Below are 23765 nucleotides of genomic sequence, written 5' to 3'. Positions count from 1 at the left end.
TTCGTTTTGGGGTCGGGGGTCGGGAGAAAGGCAAAACGAAAAAGGATTCGGCCCAACAAAAAAGAAAGCGGGGGGGGTGGCCCAACTCAACCCCCCCACCACGGCTTTTCACTGGTGAAGACTCAGTTCTTGGGGAACTTCAGCTGGGAGAGGTCGATGCCTTCCAGCCCCGGCGGCAGCTGGTCGAGACCGGGCGGCATCTGCGACAGATCCATGCCCGGCGGCAGTCCCGGCATTCCGGCGGGCATTCCGGGGAATCCACCGCGCATCTTCGGCGGTGTGGGTCCGCGCCCACCCTTCTTGCCCTTCTTGCCGCCCTTTTTGTTGTTGCCGCGGCGCGCGCCGGGCATCCCCATCTGTCGACCCATCATCGCCATCATCTTCTTGGCTTCGAAGAATCGGTCGACGAGCTGGTTGACCTCGGAGACCTGCACGCCGGAGCCGTTGGCGATGCGCAGTCGACGGGAGGCGTTGATGATCTTGGGGTTGTCGCGTTCGGCGCGGGTCATGCCGCGGATGATCGCCTGCACGCGATCGAGGGACTTGTCGTCGATCTGCGACAGTGCTTCTTTCATCTGGCCCGCGCCGGGCAGCATGCCGAGCAGGTTGCCGATGGGGCCCATCTTGCGGATGGCCAGCATCTGGTCGAGGAAGTCCTCGAGGGTGAGTTCGCCGCTGCCGATCTTGCGCGCGGTCTCTTCGGCCTGTTCGGCGTCGTAGACCTGTTCGGCCTGTTCGATGAGCGTGAGCACGTCGCCCATGCCCAGGATGCGCGAGGCCATCCGGTCGGGGTGGAAGACGTCGAAGTCTTCGAGCTTCTCACCGGTGGAGGCGAACATGATCGGCGCGCCGGTGACCTGACGCACCGACAGCGCCGCGCCACCGCGGGCGTCACCGTCGAGTTTGGTGAGCACGACGCCGGTGAAGCCGACGCCGTCGCGGAAGGCTTCGGCGGTGCTGACCGCGTCCTGGCCGATCATGGCGTCGAGCACGAACAGTGTCTCGTCGGGCTGCACGGCGTCGCGGATGCCCGAAGCCTGGCGCATGAGTTCGGCGTCGATGCCGAGGCGGCCCGCGGTGTCGACGATGACCACGTCGTACTGCTTGGCCTTGGCTTCTTCGATACCGGCGGCGGCCACTGCGACCGGGTCGGCGGCGGTGATACCGAGAGGGTTCTCGCCGCCACCGATGGAGGTGCCGCCGTGCGGGGCGAACACGGGCACGCCCGCGCGTTCACCGACGACCTGCAGCTGGGTGACAGCGCCGGGACGCTGCAGGTCACAGGCCACCAGCAACGGCTGATGTCCCTGACCCTTGAGCCATTTGGCCAGCTTGCCGGCCAGGGTGGTCTTACCAGCACCCTGCAGACCGGCCAGCATGATCACTGTCGGCGGGTTCTTGGCCAGGTTCAGTCGACGGGTCTCGCCACCGAGGATCGCGACGAGTTCCTCGTTGACGATCTTGACGACTTGCTGCGCGGGGTTGAGCGCGCCGGAGACCTCCGCGCCCTTGGCACGTTCTTTGACATTGGCGATGAAACCGCGCACCACGGGCAGCGCGACGTCGGCTTCGAGGAGTGCGAGGCGGATCTCACGCGCGGTGGCGTCGATGTCGGCCGGTGACAGACGCCCCTTACCGCGCAGATCTGACAGTGCACCGGTAAGCCGGTCGGACAGGGATTCGAACACCGATCGCGCTCCTGATCTGAAAGGGTCAGATAATTCCCTCCCAGGGTAGTGGAGGTTATTCGGTGTGCTGCACGTGCGGGGGCGCGGTGCGACGCAACTCGTGCGATTCGATGTTCACCAGGTACACCGCTTCTCTGCCGGTCAGTCCCAGTTCGCGCGACAGCGCTTCGATCCGAAGCCATTCGGAGTCGGCGCTGTCGGCGTGGTGGGCGGTGGTCGAGGCGATGGTCATCGCGGCCAGCGCTTGCGCACCACTGAGGGTGCGACCCGGCAACCAGGAGACCACCCACAGGTCACCACCGACGCACCGCGCGATGTGCGCGGTCGCGTCGCTGGTCATCATTGATGCGGAAACGACTTCGATAGCCACAGATCAGCTCCCCTCGTACGAGCGACAGCCGGACCAGGAAAATGCTATAGGTCACATCTCGACTTATCGGGCCGCGCCGACGGTGTGTAGCAACCTGATAGCAATCAGTGGTTAAACCGTGTCCTAGTGGTGTCAGTCACCGGCGGGGGTTTCGGTCGGTGGTGGTGCGGGCGCGGGCTTGGGAACCACGTCCAGGACGGCCTTTTCGATGCGTTCGCGCAGTACAGGGCTGTCAGCGTCGCCCAGATCCAGGCAGAACGCGTCGACCACGGCCGAGCCCATCGTCACGACTCTGGCCCATCGAACGTTGGCGCCGGTGGCGGCGAAGGCACCGGCCAGCCTGCTCAGCAAACCGATTCGATCGTCGGCGCGCAGCTCGAGAACGACCTGTCCCGGTGTGCTGGTCGGTGACCAGATCAGCCGCGGCTGGGCGCGCGCGTACCGTCCCGGTCCTGTTCCTATTGCTTCGGCTTCGCGTTTGGCGAGCACGTCGGACAGGTTGAGCGCGCCGGTTCCGGCCCGGATCAGTTCCTGGCGCAACAGTCCGGCGTCGGGCGGGTCGCCGAATTTCGGCATCACGATGAAGGTGTTGATCGCGGACTCCCCCGCGCCGCCCAGCGACGCCGACAGCACCCGCAACGAGTGCAGCGCCAGCACACCGGCGGCATCGGACAGCAGGCCCGGCTCGTCGGGGGCGATCACTGTCACCACGAACGTGTGCTTGCTGTCGCCGGGCGCGAGGCTCACGTGCACACCACCGGCACGGGCCTTGTCGAGCAGGTCCGGCGCGATCGGTTCCGGTTCCGGCAGCGGTTCGCCGGCCATGACCAGCCGGCAACGCCGCACCAGTTCGCCGATCAGCGATGCCTTCCAGTCACCCCACACGCCGGGCCCGGTGGCCATCGAGTCGGCTTCGGCCAGCGCGTGCAGCAGTTCGAGCAGACCCACGTCGCCGCCGAGCGCGTCGGTCACGTGCGCGACGGTGGCCGGGTCGTCGAGGTCGCGGCGGGTCGCGGTGTCGGGCAGCAGCAGATGGTGGCGCACGATCGCGCTGAGGGTGCGCACGTCCGAGGGCCACAGGCCCAGCCTGCGCCCGATATGGGTGGCCAGTTCCGCGCCGACGACGCTGTGGTCGCCCTGCCTGCCTTTGCCGATGTCGTGCAGCAGCGCGCCGAGGATGAGCAGGTCGGGTCGGGCGACCCTGGTGCTCAGACCGCTGGCGTAGGCGACGGTCTCCATCAGGTGGCGATCCACGGTCCAGGTGTGGACCGCGTCGCGCGGGGGCAGGTCGCGCACGGCGCCCCATTCGGGAAACAGCCTGCCCCACAAGCCCGTTCGGTCCAGTGCCTCGACCGCGTCGATGCTGCCGCGGCCCGCGCCCAACAGCACGAGCAGGTCGTTGAGCGCGTCCTTGGGCCAGGGCTCGCGCAGTTCGGGCGCGTCCTCGGACAGGCGGTTCAGGGTGGTCGCCGACATGGGCAGTCCGGTCTGCGCCGACGCCGCGGCCACCCGCAGGATCAGGCCCGGATCACGTTGCGGGCGTGCGTCTCTGGCCAATACGACCTCGCCGGAGTGCTCGACCACCCCCTCATCGAGTGGTCGGCGCACCGGCATGCGGCGCAGTCTGGCCAGGCCGCGTCGCGGGAGCGCGTTGGCGGCCGTGCGCAGACCGACGTCGCACGAATAGCTCACCGTACGCGCTGAATCGGTCAGTGTCCGTGCGAGATCGAAGCGGTCGCCGATGCGCAGCGCCGCGCCGATCTCGTCGGCGTCTTGCGCGCGCAGTTGGTCGCGGGCTCGACCGGCGACGCGATGCAGTTCGGTGCGCACGTCCAGGAGTCTGCGGTGGGCCAGTTTCAGACCGCCGCCGGGCGATTCGGGGCCCAATCCCGGCATGGCGTCGGTCAATTGGGCGATCGACAGCGCGTCGAGCAGTTGGATGTCGCGCAGGCCGCCGCGCCCGTTCTTCAGGTCGGGTTCGGCCCGGTGGGCGATTTCGCCGCTGCGCTGCCAGCGGGCGGTGGCCGCGGCGATGAGATCGTCGAAGCGGCCGCGGATGCCGGTGCGCCATTCTCGGCGCACGCCGCCGATGAGCAGGTTGCTCAGATCCTGATCGCCGACGATGTGGCGGGCTTCCAGCAGCCCGAGCCCGGCGATCATGTCGTCGGCGGCCACCCGCAGCGCCTGCGGGACCGTGCGCACGCTGTGGTCGAGTTTGATGTGGGCGTCCCACAGGGGATACCAGAGCTGGTCGGCGACTTCGGACACCACCTTGGGGTCGACGTCGTCGTGCAGCAGGACCAGGTCCAGATCGGAGTACGGCAGCATTTCGTGACGGCCCAGGCCGCCCACCGCCACGACCGACAGGCCGCTGTCGGCGGTGATGCCCAGTTCGTTGCCCTTGCTGGTGAGCCACAGTTCGAACAGGTCGACCAGTGCCCCGCGCAGTGATTCCGCGTCCAGGCCCGCGTCGAGCAGTTGCGCCCTGGCCTTGACCAGATCCGCCGCCCCGTTGTGCTGAATTCCGCCGTTGCGCTGTCCCACTACCCACACCACCCATTTCATGCGGGCGGCCCCGCCCCGACCGGATTTCCCCGGTGGGAGCGGGGCCGCCACTCGATAGTTTGTTGTGCGTTCACTACCGAATTACAGTGCGTCGCTTCCGCGTTCGCCGGTCCGGACGCGGATGATGGTGTCCACCGGGGTCACCCACACCTTGCCGTCACCGATCTTGCCGGTACGCGAGGCCTCGACGATCACCTCGACGACCTTCTCGACCGACGCATCGTCCACGACGACCTCGACCCGAACCTTGGGCACGAAATCCACCGAGTACTCAGCACCGCGGTACACCTCGGTGTGGCCCTTCTGCCGGCCGTAACCCTGGACTTCGCTGACGGTCATGCCTAGCACGCCAGCCTGTTCCAGCCCGGTCTTCACATCTTCGAGCGTGAACGGTTTGACGATTGCCGTAACCAGTTTCATGTTCGTCATGCCTCCTTGACGAGCGAGCGTGCCGTGCCACCCACAGCAGCGAAATCGTAAGCGGTTTCCGCGTGCTCGGCCTCGTCGAGGCCCGCGGCCTCGGACTCTTCGCTGGCGCGCAGGCCGATCGTGAACTTGATCGCGTACGCGATGATGGCCGTTGCGACCAGCGAGTAGGCGAGAACGGCGAAGGCGCCGACAGCCTGCAGCTTCAACTGCTCGACTCCACCACCGTAGAACAAGCCGGTGACGCCCGCGGGGGCTTCGCTGGTAGCGACCAGGCCGACCATCAGGGTGCCGACCAGGCCACCGACGAGGTGCACGCCGACGACGTCGAGCGAATCATCGAAGCCGAAGCGGAACTTCAGGCCCACGGCCAGGGCGCACAGTGCACCGGCGACCACGCCGATGGCCAGGGCGCCGACCACGTTCACCGAGGAACACGCCGGGGTGATCGCGACCAGACCGGCGACGATGCCCGAGGCGGCACCGAGCGAGGTCGGGTGACCGTCGCGGATCTTCTCCACGAGCAGCCAGGCCATCATCGCGGCCGCGGTGGCGATCGTGGTGGTGAGGAAGGTGGCACCGGCGATGCCGTTGGCACCCAGCGCCGAACCGGCGTTGAAGCCGTACCAGCCGAACCACAGCAGACCGGCGCCGAGCATCACGAACGGCAGGTTGTGCGGACGGAACGGGGTCTTCGGCCAGCCCTTGCGGTTGCCCAGGATCAGGCACAGCACCAGACCCGCGGCACCGGCGTTGATGTGGACCGCGGTACCACCGGCGAAGTCGATCGCCTTGAGGTTGTTGGCGATCCAGCCGCCCTGCTCAGCGGTGTAGCCGTCGAAGGCGAACACCCAGTGCGCGACGGGGAAGTAGACGACCGTGGCCCAGATTCCGGCAAATACGAGCCACGAGCCGAACTTCATGCGGTCGGCGACCGCGCCCGAGATGAGTGCGACCGTGATGATCGCGAACATGAGCTGGAAGGCGACGAACACCGTCAGCGGGATACCCGCGGTGATCGGGGCCGTCGGGTCCTCCGGGGTCGCGGTGAACAGCGGGATGCCCGGCGAATCGGCGGCGGTGCCACCGAAGATGCTCTTCAGGCCGAAGTACTGGAGCGGGTCACCGATCAGGTTGCCCTTGTCCTCGCCGAAGGTCATCGAGAAGCCGTATAGACACCACAGGATGGTGACCAAGCCCATCGCGGAGATGCTCATCATGATCATGTTCAGCACGTTCTTGCCGCGGACCATGCCGCCGTAGAAGAACGCCAAACCCGGCGTCATCAACAGCACGAGCGCTGCCGACGCCAGCATCCAAGCGGTGTCACCGGTATCCGGTGTACCGATCAGTGGAAATGCCACCTTGCTTCCTCCTCATCTCGGGCCTCGCCGATTACGGCAAAAGGACCTGTACAGAAGGGTCGCCACTCGGTGTTTCATCCGTTGAGCTGTGGTGTTTCACCTGAGTGAACGGATGGCGGTGTTGTGTTGCGACCACGTTTCACGTTCTCGGCCATAGCCTGACAGCTCACGGTGAGGTTGGTACGCAAGTGCGATTCGCCGCGAGTTCGCACGGCGATTCGCCTTCGGTGATCCGGTCGGAAACACTGATGTCAGCCCCGAAAACCAGCGATGCCCGCCCGATCGCTGGATCGGACGGGCATCGGCGGAAATGCTACGAAGTGCCACCGAGCAGGGCGTCGACGAACGCGCCGGGCTCGAAGGGTGCCAGATCGTCGGCACCCTCGCCCAGACCGACCAGTTTCACCGGTACCCCGAGCTCGTGCTGGACCTGGAACACGATGCCGCCCTTGGCGGTGCCGTCGAGTTTGGTCAGCACCACACCGGTGATGTCGACGACGTCGGCGAACACGCGCGCCTGCATCAGACCGTTCTGGCCGACGGTGGCGTCCAGGACCAAGAGAACCTCGTCGACCGCGGCCTTCTTCTCCACGACCCGTTTCACCTTGCCCAGTTCGTCCATCAGGCCGGTTTTGGTGTGCAGGCGGCCGGCGGTGTCGATGAGGACCACATCGACACCACGGTCGATGCCCGCGGCGACCGCGTCGAAGGCGACGGCGGCCGGGTCGGCGGCTTCCTTGCCACGGATGGTGTCGGCGCCTACGCGCTCACCCCAGGTCTGCAGCTGGTCGGCGGCGGCGGCGCGGAAGGTGTCGGCCGCGCCGAGCAGCACGCGGCGGCCGTCGGCCACGAGCACGCGGGCGAGCTTGCCGGAGGTGGTGGTCTTGCCGGTGCCGTTCACGCCGACGACCAGCAGGATCGCCGGGTGATCGGCGTGCGGGAGGGCACGGATGGAACGGTCCAGATCGGGGCGAAGGGCCTCTACCAACACACTGCGCAGGACCGCGCGGGCCTGTTCGGGGGTGCGCACGGTGCGGGTGGCCAGTTCCTCGCGCAGGCGTTCGACGATGGCCGCGGTGCTCGCGGTGCCGATGTCGGCCAGCACGAGGGTGTCCTCGATCTCCTCCCACGAGTCCTCGTCCAGGTCACCGCCGCCGAGCAGGCCCAGCAGGCTCTTGCCGACGGCGTTCTGGGAGCGGGACAGGCGGCCGCGCAGGCGTTCGAGGCGGCCGGAGGTGGGGTCGATCTCGTCGATCGCGGTGGTGACGGCGTCGACTTCGGCCGGGGTTTCGGGTGCGACGGGTGCAGTGGGGGCCTTGGTCAGCGGTTCGCTGGGTGCGGGGGCGGCCGGAGCAGCCTTCGTGGGTGCGTCGGCGGGCGCAGTCGCGGGCGTCTCGGTCGGCGCGGTTTCGGTCGGCGCAGTGTCCGCAGGCGCGGTGTCGGTGTCCGGCTCGGCCGGGGCGACTGTGTCGAGGGTCGACGCGTCGTCGGGGACCACCACGGTCTCCTCGACCGCGATATCGCCCTCGGGCAGCGGAACGTCGGTGATGCCACGGCGCGGTGCGTCGCGGGGAACAGCGGCGTCGTCACCGACGTGCGGTTGCCCGTCGGTGTCGGTGCGCTCGGGGACGGGCTCGGGCACGGGTTCGGGTCGCGGCAAAGTTGCCGTCGACCCGCCCTGGCTGAAGTTGAACCCACCCGACGCGGCGTAACCACCGGATCGGTCCGTCAACTCCTTGTCCGGCTCGGGCGGGGCCAGCGAAATCTGGCGCCGCTTGTACAGGACGAAACCCGCGACGAGCGCCACCAACAGGACGGCGGCGATCGCGGCGATCAGGATCCACGCTTGCGAACTCACCCGGCGAGTCTATTCGGGCGACCAGTTGCCGCACGTCGGCGGCGTCTGCGCGGCGGGTCGGGCACACGTATTTCGGGCGCGTCGCGGCGTGGCGAATTACTACAGATTCGTTGTCCTGCGGAACTTCTGGCGCTTGACCCATAGGATCGGCGGAGTGACCGATCGAAACGTGCTTGGGGGGCCGCTGGATGAGTGCGGCCTCGATCCTCTCACGGGCTTCTACCGGGACGGCTGCTGCAGCACCGGTCCGGAGGATCTCGGCAGCCACACCGTGTGCACCGTCGTGACGGCGGAATTCCTGGAGCATCAGGCCAGCATCGGCAACGACCTGAGCACTCCGCGCCCGGAGAACAACTTCCCCGGCCTGCAACCGGGCGACCGCTGGTGCGTGGTAGCCGTGCGCTGGCTGCACGCCCACGAGGACGGCGTAGCGGCCCCCGTAGTGATGGCTGCCACCCACGAGAACGCCCTCGAGGTCATCTCGATGGACATCCTGCGCAAATACGCCGTCGACGTCCCTGACGACGTGTCCGACTTGCTCTGAGCTCGGGCCGAGGCTGCCATCGGGATCGAAGGCAGCACTCAGGCCGGCACCGGGTCGGGGTCGGTGACCTCGGCTCGGTTCAGGCGTTGGGAGATGACCTGGGTGATGCCGTCGCCGCGCATGCTCACGCCGTAGAGGGCGTCGGCGATTTCCATCGTGGGCTTCTGGTGGGTGATGACGATCAGCTGGCTTTTCTCGCGCAGCTGTTCGAACAGGCCGATGAGGCGGCGCAGGTTGGTGTCGTCCAGGGCCGCTTCGACCTCGTCCATGACGTAGAACGGGGACGGGCGGGCGCGGAAGATTGCCACGAGCAAAGCGACTGCGGTGAGGGACTTTTCGCCGCCGGACAGCAGGGACAGGCGTTTGACCTTCTTGCCGGGTGGGCGGGCTTCGACTTCGATGCCGGTGGTGAGCATGTCGGACGGGTCGGTGAGGACCAGTTTGCCTTCGCCGCCGGGGAACAGTTTCCCGAACACCCCGACGAATTCGCGTTCCACGTCGGCGTAGGCCTCGGTGAACACCTGCAGGATGCGGGCGTCGACTTCGGCGACCACGTCGAGGAGGTCTTTGCGCGCGTTCTTGACGTCTTCGAGCTGGGTGGCGAGGAATGTGTAGCGCTCCTCGAGGGCCGCGAACTCTTCCAGCGCAAGGGGATTCACCTTGCCCAGGGTGGTGAGGTCCTTCTCGGCGCGTTTGGCCCGACGTTCCTGGGTGGGTCGGTCGTACGGCATGGGCTGGGGTGCGCTGACCTGTTCGCCGCGCTCCTTGGCTTCCTCGTACTCGTGCATTTCCAGCGCCGAGGGCGGCAACGGCACGTCGGGCCCGTATTCGGCCACCAGGTCGCCCAGTGCGATGCCGAACTGTTCGGAGATGGTGGTCTCGAGCTGTTCGATGCGAAGGGCCGCTTGGGCTTTGGCGACTTCGTCGCGGTGCACGGCGTCGGTGAGCTGGGCCAGCTGGGTGTTCAGCGCGCGTGCGCGTTCCTTCACCTGTTCCAGCGCGGCCGCGCATTCCCCACGGCGCCTGACCAATTCGTCCCGACGGGCGGCGGCGGTGGCCACGACCTGTTCGAGTTCGTGCTTGATTTTGGTCCCTGATTCGGCGACCGCGGCGGCAACGGCGGCGGCTTGACGCCGAGCGGCCTGCGCACGTTCCGCACGAGCCCTGGCCTCGCGCTCACCACGAGCGGCACGACGCAACGAATCCGCTTTGCCACGAACGGATTCCGCGCGTTCCTCGGACGTGCGCACGGACAGTCGAGCCTCGACCTCCATGGTTCGAGCCTCAGCGAGCGCGGCGGCGGCTTCCTCTCGCGCATAGGCCGCAGTCTCGGTGCTGGCGGCACCGAAACTGTCGTCGCTGCCGTCATGTTCGATCTCGGCGTGCCGCAGCCGGTCCTCGAGTTCGGCGAGCGAGGCCAACGACTTCTCCCGCGCCGCTTCGGCTTCCGCGCGCTGGGTGGCCAGCCGTTCCCCTTCGGTCTGCGCCGCACGGGCGGCCTGCCCCACGCGCGCGAGCCGGTCGTAGATGGCCAGCAGTGCCTGGTCGGATTCGTGCAGCGCCATCAGCGCGTGATCGGCGGCGTCTTTGCGATCGGTCTGTTCGGCCAGCGCTCCGGCCAGGGCCGCTTCCAGCTCTTCGGCCCGCCGTTGCGCGGCCGCCAATTCCGCTGTGGCGGTGTCGATGTCGGCTTGCACCTCGAGCTGGCTGGGCATCCGCTCCGAACCACCGACAACCCACCCGGCCCCGGCCAGATCGCCATCACGGGTGACCACTCGCAGTTCCGGCCGCAGGGCAACGAGTTCGGTAGCGGTAGCGAGATCATCGACGACCACGACACCCGAAGTCAGCGCTGCCACAGCAGGTTTCACTTGATCGTCGCCATCGAGCACATCGAAAAGCCACTGCGCGCCGGGAGGCAACGTTCCCCGCTCGCTCGCAATCTTCCCGTCGGTCGCGAACACGAACGCCACCCGCCCACCATCGCCGCTGCGCAGTTCACGCACGGCGGCATCGGCGGCGGTCGCGGTGTCGGCGGTGATCGCGTCAGCGAGGGGTCCGAGCAGCGCGGCGACAGCGGCCTCGAACCCCGACTGCACGCGCAACTGCCCGGACAACCGCCCGCCGAGCCCGCTCACCCCGTGTTCGAGCAACCAGGCCGCGCCGTCTTTACGCGCCAAGTTCATGCCGAGCGCTTCGATCCGGGCTCCTAGCCGCGCGACCAGCTTGCTGGCCTCACGGTCGAGTTCGCGCAGTTCCCGCACCCGCTCGTCCGCGAGTTCCTGTGCGGCAACGGCATGTTCGTGCTGGGCGTCCAGGCCCTTCTCCCCCGCGTCGAGCTCGCCCAGTTCGTCCTGCACCGCGTCGTATTCGACCTGCGCGCTCTCGCCACGGTGTCGCGCGTCGGCGATGGCCACCGACAGTCGCGCGATCTCGGCGTCCACCGATTGCGCGCGCGTGCGCAGGTTGTCGACCTGACCGGACAACCGGGCCAAGCCCTCACGCCGGTCGGCGATGGCCCGCACGGCCGCCAGATGCGCCTGCTCGGCGGCCTTGGCGGCGTGCTCACGCTCGGCCAGAGCCTCACGCGCGGCTTCCAGCGTCTCGGTGGCCATGTCGACCGCGTACCGCAACTCGGCCTCTTCGGCCTCGATCCGCTCGGCCTCGGCTTCGAGCTGCTCGGGGTCGCGCCCGGTGCCGACCGGAACCTCACTGTGCAGGTGCCTGGCCCGATCGCTGGCGATCCGGATGGTGGCATTGACCCGTTCGGCCAGTGCCGACAGCTGGAACCACGTCTGCGCTGCGGCTTCCGCGGACGGATTCAGCCGGGAGAGCTGGAATTCCTGTTGCGCGAGTGCGGCATTGGCGGCATCGAGCTCGGTCTGCACGTTGATCTGCTGCTCGCGGGCGTATGCCTCTTTGCTGAGCTGCGATTCGAGTTCGCCACGGCGGGTGACCAGGTCGTCGGCGGCCAACCGCAGTCGCGCGTCACGCAGATCGGCCTGCACAGTCTGTGCGCGCCGGGCCACTTCCGCCTGACGGCTCAACGGCTTGAGCTGACGGCGCAGTTCGGTGGTGAGGTCGGTGAGTCGCGCGAGGTTGGCCTGCATCGCGTCGAGCTTGCGGACCGCTTTCTCCTTGCGCCTGCGGTGTTTGAGCACGCCCGCGGCCTCTTCGACGAACGCGCGCCGATCCTCGGGGCGCGATTCCAGAATCGCCGACAGTCGCCCCTGACCCACGATGACGTGCATTTCGCGCCCGATACCGGAGTCCGACAGCAGTTCCTGCACATCCATCAGTCGGCACGTACTGCCGTTGATCTCGTACTCGCCCGCACCGTCACGGAACATACGCCGGGTGATCGACACCTCGGCGTAGTCGATGGGCAGCGCACCGTCGGAGTTGTCGATGGTCAGGGTGACTTCGGCGCGTCCCAGCGGTGCCCGCCCGACGGTTCCGGCGAAGATGACGTCCTGCATCTTCCCGCCCCGCAACGCCTTGGCACCCTGCTCGCCCATCACCCACGAGAGTGCGTCCACGACATTGGACTTACCGGACCCGTTGGGACCGACGACGCAGGTAATGCCCGGTTCGAAGCGCAAGGTCGTCGCAGACGCGAAGGACTTGAACCCCTTCAACGTCAAGCTCTTCAGATGCACTTCCAAGACCCTTCCCGCGCGCGAGCAACCATGCTAACCCGCCTCCCCGGGACTCGGGTCGGACCTAGGTGCGTGGCGCTTGCCGCAGGCGCGAAGTCAGTGCGGGTCGTGCGGTTTCGCGTGCGGGTTGATGTGCTGGGAATCCTTGATCATCCGCTTGATGTGCGTCTCGGTACCAGGAGCGGCTTCCCATCCGGTGAGCACCCGGAACAGCAGCACCGCACCCCACGGCCCGATCACCCACATCGGCCAAAAGTAGGTGAGCTCCCCCGCGGTCAGTGAGACCAGACCCCAGATGACCAGCACGATCATGCTCACGCCAAGCCAACTGCCCGCTTCGATCCGCTGCCATACCGGGAACCGCGGGCCGGGTTTGCGTTCGACGGTGGCGGCGGTCTGCGGTTTCGTCAACGGCGGCAGGTCGGCCAGGACCACGTCGAGCTGGTCGCGCGTGGTGGTGGCGTAGACCTTGGCTACGCGCAGGTCGTACTCACCGAGGTCGAGTCGGCCGTCGGCCAGGTGCGTGCCCAACTGGGCGACGATCGCGTTGCGTTCGGCGTCGGACGCGCGCGTACCCGGGGTGATTTCCATGCCGATGTCCTCTCGGTCACATCCACGATGGAGTGCTGGCTTCCAGCGTCCACCCTCCACAGTGCGATGTCAACCGCACGCATCGATCAGAGAATGGCGAAGGCCACCACGAGACCCAGCGCGAAGTGCGCGGCGGCGACCAGCAGCACCTCGGGCGTGTACGCGTCGGCGTGCAGCGTGCGACCGATGTCGATACCGGTGACCTTCTCGATCACTCGCACCGAGATCACCTGCGCGATGATGCCGACCAACCCGTACACGATCGCCGCGATCAGCCCTTCGGACAGCTTGTTCACCCCGCCGGTGGCCAGCACCGCGAACACCACGATGAACGCCATGCTGATCATGCCCGCGGCGGACACGATGATCGCGTTGGGCTTGCCCGCGATCACCAGGTCGCGCAGCTTGCCGGGGGTGGTCAGGTCGATGGCGAAGAAGCCGATCAGCATCAGCACCAGGCCGATGAGGCAGTACAGGATGATGGCGCCGACGCCTTCACCCAGCGCACTCCAATAACCCGATTCGAGGGCGAGGGCGGTCATCGTGGTCCTTTCGAACAATGTTGTGAGGTCAGCTTTTTGACAGGTAGGTCAGTCGACGATGCGGTGCGGGACGAACGCGGCGCCGTCATCGGTGATCAAGCCCGCGGTTTCGCGGATGCCGAGTCCAGCCGCGGTGTCACCCACGACCCACGCCCCCAGCACCGGGCGCATTCCGTCGAATTCCGGTAGCGGGTCCAGCAATTGGTAGACGAACCCTTCCGCGCCGTAGACACCGCCGGTCGCGGTTTCCATGCCGGGGCCGACGATGGTCATGTTGGCGCCCTCGCGGCCGAGCTTGGGTTTGCGGATGTATTCGGTGAGCTCGTGCGGGCTGTCGAGGTAGGCGGGCAGCAGGTTCGGGTGGCCGGGGTACATCTCCCACAGGATGGCCAGGATCGCCTTGTTGCTCAGGATGGTGGTCCACAACGGTTCGATCCAGGCGGTGGCGGGCAGGCTGCCGACCACGCGCTTGCCGAAGTCGTCGTCGAGGATCCACTCCCACGGGTACAGCTTGAACATCGCCTCGATCGGCGCCTCGGCCAGATCCACGAACCGGTTCAGTTCGGTGTCGTACCCGACTTCCTCGATCGGCAACGCGACGGTATCGAAGCCGGCTTCGGCCGCGGTTTCCTGCATGTAGGCGGTGGTGACGTTGTCCTCGCCGGTGGCGTCGGCACCGGACCAGGTGAAGTGCAGTTCGGTGCCGGGCAGCACGCCGCGCAGTTCGGTCCAGCGTTCGACCAGCTTCTCGTGCAGCGAATTCCATTGGTCGCCACCGTGATACACCTGCTGCAGCCAGTGCCACTGGATTATCGCGGCCTCGAGCAGCGAGGTGGGGGTGTCGGCGTTGTATTCCAGCAGCTTGGCCGGGCGACGCGCGTCGTACCGCAGGTCGAAGCGCCCGTACACGTAAGGGTCACTGCGACGCCATGATTCGGCGATCGGTGCCCAAGTCCATTCCGGCAGACCGAAATCCGCGAAACGTTCGGTGAGCACCACGTGTTCGACCGCGTGCAGGCACATCGACTGCAGCAGTTCGACATCCGCTTCCAGCGCCAGGATCTCGTCCATGGAGAACTCGTAGTGCACCGACTCGTCCCAGTACGGGCGCGGCTGACCGCTGGCGTCACGTCCCGGCGCGCCGTAGACAAGGCCCTGCTTCTCGACGATCTGCTGCCAGTCCTTGCGTGGCGTGCTCTGTACCCGTCGCATCAGGAACCACTACTCCCGCCGGTGGACTTGCTGCCGAGGCCGCCGCGTTGCACGGTGGTGCCGGTCTTGGTCTTGATCTCGGCGTTGCGTGGTTTCACCGAGGTGCCGCCCGTGGGCGGTTTGCCGATGGTCGGTGTGCCGCCGTAGTGGTAGCGGTACTGCGGCCAGCCCAGGATCAGCAGTCCGCCGCCGTGGCCGCCGGAGGAGGAGCCTTCACTGCGGAAGTTGGCCTGTCCCTCGCCGCATTTGTCGTCGGGGACAACGACTTCCTGCCCGTTCTCGTCGATTTCCACGCACGAGGCCGTCACCTGATCGGGTGCGGTGATCGCCCGATACGCGAGGTAACCGCCGCCGACCAGCGCGGCGACACCGACGATGGCGACGCCGCCGATCATCACGCGCTTGCGATTGCGCTTCTTCTCCTCCGCCGCCGCGGCCGCCGCACGCTGGGCTTCTTCGGCCTGCTTGCGGGCCTTGTCCCTGGCACGCGCCTCACCGACGGTGGGCGGGCGCGGCTGGGTGACGCCGGGTTCCTGGCGGGCCATTCGACCGGGACGCGGTTCGCCGAGGGGATGTCCGCCCGAACCGAAAACGGGCGGCGTGCCACCGGAATCCGGCTGATCGGGTGGGCCAGGGTTCTGTGTGCTCACCGCTGCCGTACCCCCGCTGCCACCACTAGCGCTCCTCGAATCCCGTCATGTCGCCCCGCGCGGGCTCCCAGCTTTCCACAACCAAGTCCACGCGTCCGGGAGCAGGCCCGGACAGGCTGTGTGTCGCGTGCCCGACCGCGTGCGAACTGTCGAGCGCTTCGCCGGACCGTAGCAGTTCCAGCAATTTCTCGCCCGCCGTTCGCGACCCTTCGGCGATCACGTGCACGCGCCCGTCGCGGTGGTTGCGCGCGTACCCGACCAGCCCGAGTTCCAGTGCGCGCGACCGCGTCCACCACCGAAACCCCACGCCCTGCACGTATCCGTGCACCCAGGCGCTGAGCCGAACCGGTTCTTCGCTCATGCGTCGATATTGAAGGTCAACGTCACTTTCGTCCCCGCCTTGAGCGTGCGGCCCACGGTGCACGCCTTGTCCACGGCGCGCTGCACGGTGACCAGCAGGCGTTCGCGGGCGGCTTCGTCGAGTTCGGACAGGTCCAGTTCGACGACCTCGTCGAGCTGCGGGTACAGCTCGTTCTCGCGGTCGGCGTCGCCGGACACGCGGATGGTGGCGTCGAAGTCGTCGCCCAGGCGCCGCGACAGCGGCACATCCGAGCTCAGTCCGGTGCACCCGGCCAGCGCGATCTTCAGCAGCTCACCGGGGGTGAACGCGCCGGGCACGCCCTGCGACGCGATCAACACCTTGGCGCCGCGGTTGCTGCGCCCGGTGTACGCACGGGTTCCGGTGCGCTCGACCCACAGTTCGGTGGGGGCGTTGGGTGCACTCTGCTCAGACATAGCCCTGATCCTGCCATTCGCTCGAAGACGATCCACGCCTGGGAACACCTGCGGCACCCCCGGCATTCCACCCACGTGACCCGGCCCACCCTCACTCCTGGAAGCGATACCCCATCCCCGCCTCGGTCAGCAGGTGCCGCGGGTTGGCCGGATCGTCTTCGAGTTTGCGCCGCAACTGCGCGAGGTACACCCGCAGATAGTGGGTCTCGGTGGCGTACGCGGGCCCCCACACTTCGCGCAGTAACTCCTTGCGCCCCACCAGTTTTCCGCGATGGCGCACCAACATCTCGAGCATCCCCCACTCGGTGGGCGTGAGGTGCACGGCCGCACCGTGTTTGGTGACCTTCTTCGCGGCCAGGTCGACGGTGAACGCCTCGGTCACCACCACCGGATCGTCGCTGCCGACGTCGGCCGCCCCACGCCGCACCGCCGCCCGCAACCGCGCCAGCAGCTCATCCATCCCGAACGGCTTGGTCACGTAGTCATCGGCGCCAGCGTCCAGGGCCTCGACCTTGTCGGCGGAGTCGGTGCGCGCCGAGAGCACGATGACCGGTGCGGTGCTCCAACCACGCAGTCCCGCAAGCACTTCGATGCCGTCCATGTCGGGCAGGCCGAGATCGAGGATCACCACGTCGGGGTGCTTTTCGGCGGCGGCCCGCAACGCGGCGGCACCGTTACCGGCGGTGATCACCTCGTACCCGCGCACGGTCAGGTTGATCCGCAACGCCCGCACGATCTGCGGTTCGTCGTCGACAACCAGCACGGTCGCGCCTGCCCGCGTCTTCGCGCCGGGCTCAGCGATGTCGGCGCGCGCCGCCGCCGCCCGACGGTCGGGCGCGGCGCCGACGTCGCCCGTCCCCGATGAGTTACCCATGTGCTCACTTTCCTCGGGGGTCGACAGGTGACGCGGTGGCGGGTGGGCCGGACGGGAGGTCCACGAGCATGGTCAGCCCGCCGCCGGGGGTGGGTTCGGCGTGGACGGTGCCGCCCATCGCCTCCACGAAACCACGCACGACCGACAGGCCGAGGCCGACGCCGGTGGTGTTGTCGCGGTCGCCCAGTCGCTGGAACGGCTCGAACAGGTCCTCTTCGGTGCCCGACGGTACGCCGCGCCCGGTGTCGACGACCGCGATCGACACCCGGTCGCCGTCGTGTTCGGCGGTGACGCGCACGGGCGTTTCGCGACCGGAATGGTGCAGAGCGTTGTCCAGGAGGTTCGCCAGCACGCGTTCGAGCAGCCCGCTGTCGGCGAGCACGGAAACCTCGCCGACGTCCACCTTCACCCGATCCATCGCCGCGCGCCGCAACCCACGCGCCCCCATCCCGACGCTGACCAGCGCTCGGTGCACTGCTTCATCCATGTACACCTGCCCCAACTGCGGGCTCACCACGCCGACTGCCAGTCGCGACGAATCGAGCAGATTGCCCACCAGCGCGGTCAATTGGTCGACGGATTCCTCGATCGCCTCGAGCAACTCGGCGGTGTCCTCGGCGGAGAACTCGATATCGTCGCTACGCAGACTCGACACCGCGGCCTTGGCCCCGGCCAACGGCGTGCGCAGGTCGTGACTGACAGCCGAGAGCAGAGCCCGCCGCAACCGGTCCGCTTCGAGCAAAGCCGCTGCGGCACTGGCTTCTTCGCTGAGTCGTTCCTGCCGAACAAGTCCCGCGGCCTGATTGGCGACGGCGTTGAGCACCGGCCGCTCCCCCGGATCGAGTGGGTGTCCGGCCAGCAACAGCACGCTGGTCGAGTCGCCCGCTTCGATGACGGTCTCGGCATCGCCGCGACGTGACGGTGGATCCGTGCCGACGTCGGCGACCACGACATCGCCGCACACCATGCTCACCGCCCGCTGACCGTAGGCCTCGCGCACCTGTTCCAGAAGTTTCGGCAGGTCGGCACCGTGCAGTACCGCCCCGGCGAACAGGGTGAGCAGTTCGGCTTCACGAGATGCCTTGCGCGCCTGCCTGGTTCGCTTCGCCGCGACATCGACCAGCGCCGCCACCGCGACCGCGACGATCAGCAACACCACCACGGTGACGAAGTTGTCGGGTTCGGCGATGGTGAGGCTGTAGCGCGGCGTGGTGAAGAACCAGTTCAGCAGCAGCCCCGACAGCAACGCCGACAGCGCGGCGGGCACTATGCCGCCCAGCAGCGCAACCGCGACGACGCCGACGAAGAACAACGCGCTGAGCCCGCCGAGTTCCAGGTACCCGTCCAGCGTCGCCCAGCAGATCGCGCTCACCAGCAACGGCACGACCATGGCCGCGATCCAGGCGAACAGCGGCTGACGCGCCCGCAGCGGATTGCGGCGCACGCCCTGGTTGGCCTGCTCGTGGGTCACCATGTGGACGTCGATCTTGCCCGAACGCTGCACCACCGTCGCGCCGATGCCCTCGTCGATCATCCGCGCCCACCGTGAGCGTCGCGACGTGCCCAGTACCAACTGTGTGGCGTTGGCGTCGCGCGCGAATTCCAGCAGCGCGCCGGGCACGTCGTCGCCGGTCACGGTGTGCAGCGAGGCGCCGAGTCCGGCCGCGAGTTCGCGCAGCCGAGCCATCCGCTGCGCGGACACACCAGCTAGTCCGTCGCCGCGTACGACGTGCACCACCACCAGTTCGGCACTGGACTTGGACGCGATCCGTCCCGCCCTGCGCACGACGGTTTCCGATTCTGCCCCGCCGGTGACCGCGACCACCACCCGTTCGCGCGCCTCCCACAGCTCGGTGATCTGATGATCGGCCCGGTATTTCGCCAGCGCCGCATCGACTTGATCGGCCAACCACAGCAGCGCGAGTTCCCTTAGTGCGGTGAGGTTTCCGGGTCGGAAGTAGTTGCGCAGCGCGGCATCCACTTTGTCGGCGGCATACACGTTCCCGTGAGAGAGCCTGCGCCGCAAGGCTTCCGGTGTCAGGTCGACCAACTCCACCTGATCGGCCCCGCGCACGATCGCGTCGGGCACCGTTTCGCGCTGCTCGATCCCGGTGATCTGCGCGACCACATCGTTGAGGCTCTCGAGATGCTGCACATTCACCGTCGAAATGACATCGATGCCCGCATCCAGGAGTTGTTCTACGTCCTGCCAACGCTTTTCGTGCACGCTGCCGGGCGCGTTGGTGTGCGCGAGCTCGTCGACCAACACCACCGCGGGCCGTCGCGACAGCACCGCGTCGACGTCGAGCTCGGGCAGTTCGGTCCCCCGGTAACCGACCATCTTCCTCGGCACCAGTTCGATCCCGGCCAACAGTTGCGTGGTTTTGACCCGCCCGTGCGTCTCGACCACCGCGGCGACCACATCGCGCCCGCGTTCGAGTCGTCGGTGGGCCTCGCCGAGCATGGCGTAGGTCTTGCCGACGCCGGGCGCCGCGCCGAGGTAGATGCGTAGTCGCCCGCGTTTCACCACCCCATCATCGCTGGTCGACCCGTCAACAATCCGCAAAGGCGGGGCCGCGGACCGCAAAGAATCCGTTAGGAAACGGTCGAGCACCCATCCGACGGCTTTGACTGCTCGGTGCGCCCCACGGTGGGGTGCGAGGAGGTCGGAAATGTCTGTCGTGGTGTTCACGGTGCTGACCGTGGCGATCTTCGCCCTGCTGGGCCTGATCCAGCGTGGGGTGGAGAAGCTGTGATCGCGAATCTGGTCGGGCTGGTGCTGGCCGTTGTGGTCGCGGTGTTCATGGTCGCGGCGCTGCTGTTCCCGGAGAGGTTCTAGGTGACGACGACTACGGCGGGGGTCGTGTTCGTGGCGGCCCTGGTTCTCGCGTTGGCCCTGGTGCATGTGCCGCTGGGCGACTACATGTTCCGGGTGTACAACGGCGACAAGCACTCTCGCGTGGAACGGTTGATCTACCGCGTCATCGGCGCGCACCCCGAGGTCGAGCAGACCTGGCCGGTGTACGCGCGCAGCGTGCTGTCCTTCGGAGCGGTCAGTGTGCTGTTCCTGTTCTTCTTCCAGCTCGTGCAGGGTTCGCTGCCGCTGCACCTGCAGGATCCGGACACGGAGATGACCCCGGCGCTGGCGTGGAATACCGCGGTCAGTTTCGTCACCAATACGAACTGGCAGAACTATTCCGGCGAGTCCACCCAGGGTCACCTGGTGCAGATGGCCGGGTTGGCGGTGCAGAACTTCGTGTCCGCGGCGGTCGGGATGGCGGTGGCGGTGGCGCTGGTGCGCGGGTTCGCGCGGCGTCACACCGGTGACCTGGGCAATTTCTGGGTCGATCTGGTGCGCGGCACGGTGCGGATCCTGCTGCCGATCGCGTTCGTGTTCGCGATCGCGCTCATCGCGGGCGGCGTCATCCAGAACTTCCACCTGCACGATCAGGTCGCGCAGACGGTCGGCGGCGCGCAGCAGACGCTTCCCGGTGGCCCGGTCGCCAGCCAAGAGGCCATCAAGGAGTTGGGGACCAACGGTGGCGGTTTCTACAACGCCAACTCCGCGCACCCCTTCGAGAACGCCTCGACCTGGACCAACTTTCTGGAGATCTTCCTGCTGCTGGTGATCGCGTTCTCGCTGCCGCGCACGTTCGGCCGGATGGTCGGTTCGGTGAAGCAGGGGTACGCGATCGTGGCGGTGATGGGCACCATCGCGTTGGTCAGCATTTCGCTGACCAACCTGTTTCAGCTGCAACACCACGGCACGGTCCCGACCGCGATCGGCGCCTCGATGGAGGGCGTGGAAACCCGCTTCGGCGTTGCTGATTCGGCCACGTTCGCCGGCGCGACCACTCTCACCTCGACCGGTGCGGTGAACTCGTTCCACGATTCCTACACCAGCCTCGGCGGCATGATGACGATGTTCAACATGCAGCTGGGCGAAGTGGCGCCCGGCGGTGTCGGCTCGGGCCTGTACGGCATGTTGATCCTGGCCGTGATCACGGTGTTCATCGCGGGCCTGATGGTCGGACGCACGCCCGAATACCTGGGCAAGAAGATCACGCCGCGCGAAATCAAGCTGGCGGCAACGTATTTCCTGGTCAGTCCGCTGATCGTGTTGATCGGCACCGCGCTGGCGATGTCGCTGCCCGGCGAACGAGCGAGCATGCTCAACAGCGGACCGCACGGCATGTCAGAAGTGTTGTACGCGTTCACTTCCGCCGCGAACAACAACGGCTCGGCTTTCGCGGGTCTGTCCGGCAACACCGAGTGGTACAACACCGCACTGGGTCTGGCGATGCTGTTGGGCCGGTTCGTACCGATCATCGTCGTGCTGGCGCTGGCCGGAACGTTGGCCAAGCAGGGCAGCACTCCCGCCTCGATCGGCACACTGCCCACACACCGTCCCCAGTTCGTCGGCATGGTCGTCGGCGTGACGGTGATCCTGGTCGCGCTCACCTTCCTGCCCGCCCTCGCGCTCGGGCCGCTCGCCGAAGGAATTCACTGAAATGACCGCTCCCACACTCGAATCCACCCAGTCGCGGCGCGTCCTCGACCCGAAGTTGCTGCTCACCTCCTTGCCCGATGCCGTGCGCAAGCTCGATCCCCGCACGCTGTGGAAGAACCCGGTGATGCTGATCGTCGAGATCGGTGCCGTCTGGGCGACCGTGCTGGCCGTCGCCGATCCGAGCTTCTTTGCTTGGTCGATCGTCGTATGGCTGTGGCTGACTGTCGTTTTCGCGAATCTGGCCGAGGCCGTCGCCGAGGGTCGAGGCAAGGCGCAAGCGGACTCGCTGCGAAAAGCCAAGACCGACACCATCGCTCGTCGCCTGACCGACTGGGCACCCGGCGCTCACCTCATCGAGGAACCCGTCCCGGCGACCGCTCTGCGTCGCGGTGACTTCGTCATCGTCGAAGCGGGTCAGGTCATCCCCGGTGACGGCGATGTCGTCGAAGGCATTGCGTCCGTGGACGAATCGGCCATCACCGGCGAATCCGCGCCGGTGATCCGGGAATCCGGTGGCGACCGTTGCGCGGTCACCGGCGGGACCACGGTCTTGTCGGACCGGATCGTCGTCGAGATCACCCAGGAACCCGGCGCCAGCTTCATCGACAAGATGATCGCGCTGGTCGAAGGCGCGAGCAGGCAGAAAACACCCAACGAGATCGCGCTCAACATCCTCCTGGCCGCACTGACGATCATCTTCGTGTTCGCGGTGGCCACGTTGCAGCCCCTGGCGATCTTCGCGAAGGCGAACAACCCCGGCGTGCCCGACACCGCGGCGTTGGACGCGCACGGCATCACCGGCATCGTGATGGTCTCGCTGCTGGTGTGCCTGATCCCCACCACCATCGGCGCTCTGCTCTCGGCCATCGGCATCGCCGGCATGGACCGCCTCGTGCAACGCAACGTCCTGGCCATGTCGGGTCGCGCGGTGGAAGCCGCGGGTGATGTGAACACGCTGCTGCTGGACAAGACCGGCACCATCACCCTCGGCAACCGGCAGGCAGCCGAATTCATCCCGGTGCCAGGCATTCTCGATGACGAACTCGCCGATGCGGCCCAGCTGTCGAGCCTGGCCGACGAGACCCCCGAGGGTCGATCGATCGTGGTCTTCGCCAAGGAGGTGTTCGACAAGCGCGAACGCAGCGCGGGCGAACTGCCCGGTGCCACCTGGGTGGAGTTCACCGCGCAGACCCGCATGTCGGGTGTCGACCTCGCCGACGGTCACCAGTTGCGCAAGGGTGCGGCCGGTGCCGTCACCGAATGGGTTCGCGCCCAAGGCGGTTCGGTTCCCGCGGACGCCGCGGCGATCGTCGACGGCATCTCTGCCTCCGGGGGCACCCCGCTGATGGTCGGCGAACTCCGCGACGGAACACCGCGCCTGCTCGGTGTCATCCACCTCAAAGACGTTGTGAAGCAGGGGATGCGGGAACGTTTCGACGAGATGCGCCGCATGGGCATTCGCACGGTGATGATCACCGGCGACAACCCCCTCACCGCCAAGGCCATCGCCGAGGAAGCAGGCGTGGACGACTTCCTCGCCGAAGCCACACCCGAGGACAAGCTCGCCCTGATCAAAGCCGAACAGGCAGGCGGCCGCCTGGTCGCGATGACCGGTGACGGCACCAACGACGCCCCCGCGCTGGCCCAGGCCGACGTAGGCGTGGCCATGAACACCGGCACCTCCGCGGCCAAAGAGGCGGGCAACATGGTCGACCTGGACTCGGACCCGACCAAGCTGATCGAGATCGTGGAGATCGGCAAGCAGTTGCTGATCACCCGCGGCGCCCTGACCACGTTCTCCATCGCCAACGACATCGCCAAGTACTTCGCGATCATTCCCGCGCTGTTCGTGGCCCTGTTCCCCGGCTTGGACGCGCTCAACATCATGCGGTTGGCCAGCCCGCAGTCGGCGATCCTGTCGGCGGTCATCTTCAACGCGATCATCATCGTGGCGCTGATCCCGCTGGCCCTGCGCGGTGTCGGGTATCGGCCCGGCAGTGCGTCGGCACTGTTGAGCCGCAACCTGACCGTGTACGGCCTGGGCGCGATCATCGCCCCGTTCGTCGGCATCAAACTCATCGACCTCGTTGTCCAACACCTGCCCGGGATGGCCTGAA

19 protein-coding genes are annotated in these 23765 nt (G+C 67.3%); 4 read left to right on the top strand and 15 right to left on the bottom strand.

Annotation, left to right across the window (positions count from 1 at the left end; all coding sequences use genetic code 11):
- Positions 1 to 122: 122 nt before the first annotated feature.
- The 6 genes from ffh to ftsY form a co-directional block, all read right to left on the bottom strand.
- Positions 123 to 1688 (bottom strand): signal recognition particle protein, encoded by a 1566-nt coding sequence (gene ffh / locus ACFWVD_RS05245; protein WP_379240684.1) that lies wholly within the window; start codon positions 1686 to 1688, stop codon positions 123 to 125.
- A gap of 55 nt (positions 1689 to 1743) precedes the next feature.
- A complete protein-coding gene (locus ACFWVD_RS05240) occupies positions 1744 to 2058 on the bottom strand; it encodes a hypothetical protein (RefSeq protein ID WP_379240683.1) in 315 nt (104 codons plus the stop codon).
- 132 nt (positions 2059 to 2190) lie between these two features.
- Positions 2191 to 4623 carry a [protein-PII] uridylyltransferase gene (locus ACFWVD_RS05235; protein WP_379240682.1) on the bottom strand — a complete coding sequence of 811 codons (2433 nt, stop codon included), beginning with the start codon at positions 4621 to 4623 and terminating at the stop codon, positions 2191 to 2193.
- Between the two features lie 81 nt (positions 4624 to 4704).
- The gene (locus ACFWVD_RS05230; protein WP_110036141.1) at positions 4705 to 5043 is read right to left on the bottom strand and encodes a P-II family nitrogen regulator; all 339 of its coding nucleotides are present in this window, start codon (positions 5041 to 5043) and stop codon (positions 4705 to 4707) included.
- A gap of 5 nt (positions 5044 to 5048) precedes the next feature.
- Positions 5049 to 6413 (bottom strand): ammonium transporter, encoded by a 1365-nt coding sequence (locus tag ACFWVD_RS05225; RefSeq protein WP_379240681.1) that lies wholly within the window; start codon positions 6411 to 6413, stop codon positions 5049 to 5051.
- Between the two features lie 313 nt (positions 6414 to 6726).
- Positions 6727 to 8271 carry a signal recognition particle-docking protein FtsY gene (gene ftsY, locus ACFWVD_RS05220; protein ID WP_379240680.1) on the bottom strand — a complete coding sequence of 515 codons (1545 nt, stop codon included), beginning with the start codon at positions 8269 to 8271 and terminating at the stop codon, positions 6727 to 6729.
- 154 nt (positions 8272 to 8425) lie between these two features.
- Between ftsY and ACFWVD_RS05215 the strand changes: the two genes are divergently transcribed.
- The gene (locus ACFWVD_RS05215) at positions 8426 to 8815 is read left to right on the top strand and encodes a DUF2237 family protein (protein ID WP_379240679.1); all 390 of its coding nucleotides are present in this window, start codon (positions 8426 to 8428) and stop codon (positions 8813 to 8815) included.
- A 38-nt stretch (positions 8816 to 8853) separates the two neighbouring features.
- Here ACFWVD_RS05215 and smc read toward each other — a convergent pair whose 3' ends face one another.
- The 9 genes from smc to ACFWVD_RS05170 form a co-directional block, all read right to left on the bottom strand.
- Positions 8854 to 12474: a chromosome segregation protein SMC gene (smc, locus tag ACFWVD_RS05210; protein WP_379240678.1), complete on the bottom strand. Its 3621-nt coding sequence runs from the start codon at positions 12472 to 12474 to the stop codon at positions 8854 to 8856.
- Positions 12475 to 12570: 96 nt separating this feature from the next.
- Positions 12571 to 13065 carry a DUF1707 domain-containing protein gene (locus ACFWVD_RS05205; protein WP_379240677.1) on the bottom strand — a complete coding sequence of 165 codons (495 nt, stop codon included), beginning with the start codon at positions 13063 to 13065 and terminating at the stop codon, positions 12571 to 12573.
- An 86-nt stretch (positions 13066 to 13151) separates the two neighbouring features.
- On the bottom strand, positions 13152 to 13607 hold the full coding sequence (locus ACFWVD_RS05200; protein ID WP_379240676.1) for a DUF350 domain-containing protein: 456 nt from the start codon (positions 13605 to 13607) through the stop codon (positions 13152 to 13154).
- Positions 13608 to 13655: 48 nt separating this feature from the next.
- The gene (locus ACFWVD_RS05195; protein ID WP_379240675.1) at positions 13656 to 14819 is read right to left on the bottom strand and encodes a glutathionylspermidine synthase family protein; all 1164 of its coding nucleotides are present in this window, start codon (positions 14817 to 14819) and stop codon (positions 13656 to 13658) included.
- The gene (locus ACFWVD_RS05190; RefSeq protein WP_379240674.1) at positions 14819 to 15469 is read right to left on the bottom strand and encodes a hypothetical protein; all 651 of its coding nucleotides are present in this window, start codon (positions 15467 to 15469) and stop codon (positions 14819 to 14821) included. The genes ACFWVD_RS05195 and ACFWVD_RS05190 overlap by 1 nt, the downstream gene beginning before the upstream one ends.
- Positions 15470 to 15494: 25 nt before the next feature.
- Positions 15495 to 15830 carry an acylphosphatase gene (locus ACFWVD_RS05185; RefSeq protein ID WP_379240673.1) on the bottom strand — a complete coding sequence of 112 codons (336 nt, stop codon included), beginning with the start codon at positions 15828 to 15830 and terminating at the stop codon, positions 15495 to 15497.
- Positions 15827 to 16264, bottom strand: a complete 438-nt coding sequence (locus ACFWVD_RS05180) for an OsmC family protein (protein WP_379240672.1) — start codon at positions 16262 to 16264, stop codon at positions 15827 to 15829. The genes ACFWVD_RS05185 and ACFWVD_RS05180 overlap by 4 nt, the downstream gene beginning before the upstream one ends.
- A gap of 91 nt (positions 16265 to 16355) precedes the next feature.
- A complete protein-coding gene (locus ACFWVD_RS05175) occupies positions 16356 to 17138 on the bottom strand; it encodes a response regulator (protein WP_379240671.1) in 783 nt (260 codons plus the stop codon).
- Positions 17139 to 17142: 4 nt separating this feature from the next.
- Positions 17143 to 19665 carry an ATP-binding protein gene (locus tag ACFWVD_RS05170; protein ID WP_379240670.1) on the bottom strand — a complete coding sequence of 841 codons (2523 nt, stop codon included), beginning with the start codon at positions 19663 to 19665 and terminating at the stop codon, positions 17143 to 17145.
- A gap of 100 nt (positions 19666 to 19765) precedes the next feature.
- Here ACFWVD_RS05170 and ACFWVD_RS05165 point away from each other — a divergent pair, with 100 nt between their 5' ends.
- The 3 genes from ACFWVD_RS05165 to kdpB all read left to right on the top strand — a co-directional run bounded on the left by ACFWVD_RS05165 (position 19766) and on the right by kdpB (position 23764).
- Positions 19766 to 19894 carry a hypothetical protein gene (locus ACFWVD_RS05165; RefSeq protein WP_379240669.1) on the top strand — a complete coding sequence of 43 codons (129 nt, stop codon included), beginning with the start codon at positions 19766 to 19768 and terminating at the stop codon, positions 19892 to 19894.
- Positions 19895 to 19977: 83 nt separating this feature from the next.
- The gene (kdpA, locus tag ACFWVD_RS05160; protein ID WP_379240668.1) at positions 19978 to 21648 is read left to right on the top strand and encodes a potassium-transporting ATPase subunit KdpA; all 1671 of its coding nucleotides are present in this window, start codon (positions 19978 to 19980) and stop codon (positions 21646 to 21648) included.
- Between the two features lies 1 nt (position 21649).
- A complete protein-coding gene (kdpB, locus tag ACFWVD_RS05155) occupies positions 21650 to 23764 on the top strand; it encodes a potassium-transporting ATPase subunit KdpB (RefSeq protein WP_379240667.1) in 2115 nt (704 codons plus the stop codon).
- The last annotated feature ends 1 nt before the right edge of the window (position 23765 follow it).

This window comes from Nocardia sp. NPDC058666 (assembly GCF_042714895.1).
Classification (GTDB): domain Bacteria; phylum Actinomycetota; class Actinomycetes; order Mycobacteriales; family Mycobacteriaceae; genus Nocardia.
The sequence above is the reverse complement of the archived record's forward strand: the minus strand, read 5'-3'. Positions and strand labels throughout refer to the sequence as shown.